Genomic DNA, 2164 nt, shown 5'->3' on the forward strand with positions numbered 1-2164 from the left:
GCCCTGCCCTCTAAAACAGCTGCAACGCCGTGGCCGCCCAGCCCGGTCAGCAGCTGATCCGGTTCAAAATGGCGCAGGTAATCCGCCACCATGGCGGCGGTCTTTTCCTCGGCGCCCGACACTTCGGGGATTTGATGCAGTGCATGGCGCAAGGCGCGGAGCCGCGCCAGACGCTCGGGCGTCATGCAAGCCCCAGCTTTTCGTTGCGCGCTTCGCGCAGGCGGGCAAAATCATCACCGGCATGGTAGGATGAGCGCGTCAGCGGCGTCGCCGAGACCATCAGGAAGCCCTTGCCATAAGCGGCTTTCTCATAAGATTTGAATTCTTCCGGCGTCACAAAACGGTCCACCGCGTGGTGCTTGGGCGTCGGTTGCAGATACTGGCCGATGGTCAGGAAGTCGATGTCTGCAGCGCGCATGTCGTCCATCACCTGTTTCACCGCCTGCGCATCCTCGCCCAGACCGACCATGATGCCGGATTTGGTGAACATCGACGGGTCCAGTTCCTTGACCCGCTGCAACAGCCGCAGCGAGTGGAAATAGCGGGCACCGGCGCGGACCTCCGGGTACAGGCCCGGCACGGTTTCCAGATTGTGGTTGAACACATCCGGGCGCGCCTCCACCACTTTTTCCAGCACCGAGGGGTCGCATTTCAGGAAGTCAGGGGTGAGGATTTCGATGGTTGTATTCGGCGAGCGGTGGCGCACTGCCCGGATGGTCTGGGCAAAATGCTCTGCCCCGCCGTCTTCGATATCGTCGCGGTCCACCGAGGTGATGACAACGTGGTTCAGCCCCAGCTTTTGCACCGCATCCGCCACCCGGCCCGGTTCAAACACGTCCAGCGCCTCGGGCGGCTTGCCGGTCGCAATGTTGCAAAAGGAACAGGCCCTGGTGCAGACCTCGCCCATGATCATCATGGTGGCGTGGCCCTGGCTCCAGCATTCGCCGACGTTGGGGCAGCCCGCTTCCTCGCAGACCGTGGTCAGCTTGTTGTCGCGCATGATCTTATGCGTGTCGGCATAACCTTTGCCGCCGGGCGCCTTGACCCGGATCCAGCTTGGCTTTTTGGGCTGAGCGTTGTCGGGACGATGCGCCTTTTCAGGGTGGCGCTGCTCCGGGATCTTTAGGTCTCTCACGTGGGTTTCCCTTCCGGCCTTTGGCGTTCTGCGCAGGTTTAACATAGCTGAATTGGCTTGGCACGGGCATATCGTCAACCCTGCCCTGCAGCCTTATCATGGATCAAACTTCGCAAATGCGCCGTTTTCCTTTGCCAAAGTGACGCTGGGGAACACATAATTCACGCGAAGCAAGAAGATTTCGCCGCAAATCATTCAGGGAGGGACGGATGGCCAAGGAGCTGGAAAAGTTCAAAGCAGAGCATAAAAAGCTGGCTGCAGGCACCAAGACATACACCACTGCTGAGGGCGACAAGCTCAAGAAACGGGTTGGGATTTCCCTGGGCAATGCCTGGGAGGGCGAGGATTATTTCCGCGAAAGCCTGGCCAAAGCCCGCAAGGACGGGGTCGAGTCCAAGAAGATGGCGGACCTGCAAAAGAACAAAAACTTCAAGGACGGGCTGACCACCTGGAACAAGGCGGTCGATATCCATCAGGAAGAGCTGGATGCCATGCTGGGCTTTTGCGGCGACGCCAAGGCGCATCTGGCGAAGCTGGACAAGCTGCTGGCCGAGATTACCAAGGATCTGAAAAAGCGGTCCAAGACGTCAGCCTCGAAAAAGGACATCGAGGCGCTGCAGGACACGCTGGCCAAGGAAGCTGCCGAAGTAAAGAAAGCGGTGCAGTATGAGGGCAAGCTGAACGCGGCGCAGAAATTTTATGCGGCGAATTTCCAGAAGAACGTGGCCAAGATTCTGAAGGAAAGCGACGACTCTCAGGACAAGAAGCTGGATGCAACCGAGCTGCCGCAGCTGCTGGTGGACCGGAACCTGAAGAAATACACCAATCGGGTCGGAGCGCTGGTGAAAGCGATCAACTCCCATTGCGTGTCGGCGGTCGACAAGGCCGGGCAAGACCTGAAGACGGCGGCGCCGGATCTGAAGGCGGCAGCGGCGAAGTTCAAGGACCTGAAGAAAATCAACGACCAGTACCAAACGGTGAAAAAGAAGTTCCCCGGTATAATCAACGACTCAAAGGATAAGAAGAAGC

2 protein-coding genes and 1 pseudogene are annotated in these 2164 nt (G+C 58.7%); 1 reads left to right on the forward strand and 2 read right to left on the reverse strand.

From position 1 onward, the window contains the following. Both A2I95_RS32980 and lipA read right to left on the reverse strand, forming a co-directional pair. Nucleotides 1–185: pseudogene (locus A2I95_RS32980) on the reverse strand (amidohydrolase); the annotation flags it as partial. After that, entirely contained in the window at nucleotides 182–1135 is a 954-nt protein-coding gene (gene lipA, locus A2I95_RS32985; RefSeq protein ID WP_291736620.1) for a lipoyl synthase, read from the reverse strand. The pseudogene A2I95_RS32980 and the gene lipA, both read right to left, overlap by 4 nt. Nucleotides 1136–1344: 209 nt before the next feature. Here lipA and A2I95_RS32990 point away from each other — a divergent pair. Further along, nucleotides 1345–2164 (forward strand): hypothetical protein (locus A2I95_RS32990; protein WP_291736622.1); only part of this gene is annotated, 820 nt, incomplete at its 3' end.

The organism is Leisingera sp. F5, from assembly GCF_001593695.1.